This window comes from Pseudomonas sp. HY13-MNA-CIBAN-0226, from assembly GCF_040310305.1.
Classification (GTDB): Bacteria; Pseudomonadota; Gammaproteobacteria; order Pseudomonadales; family Pseudomonadaceae; genus Aquipseudomonas; species Aquipseudomonas gregormendelii.
On record NZ_JBEOPS010000218.1, the window covers coordinates 1 to 276 of the forward strand.

Sequence of the window (276 nt, forward strand, 5' to 3'; positions counted from 1 at the left end):
GGGCGGCAATGCATTCTTGGAAACCAACCCGGATGCCCTCAGTGAGGCGAAGGCCCGCGATAAGGAGCGTGCCGATGGCCGTGTTCGCGGGCATTTGCATGGTGTGCCGATAGCGCTGAAGGATGTCTTTGAAACCAACGACCGCATGCAGACCAGCGCAGGCTCAAAGGCTTTGGTGGGCGCGCCGGCCACTAAAAATGCCAAGGTCGTCGACAATTTGCTGAAAGCCGGAGTGGTGATTGTAGGCAAAACCAATATGAGTGAGCTGTCCAACTT

At 56.5% G+C, this 276-nt stretch carries 1 protein-coding gene; it reads left to right on the forward strand.

Features of this window, described 5'->3' with window-relative positions; all coding sequences use genetic code 11:
- A partial coding sequence (locus tag AAEZ05_RS28485) for an amidase family protein (RefSeq protein WP_350649933.1) occupies nt 1-276 on the forward strand: 276 nt, incomplete at both ends.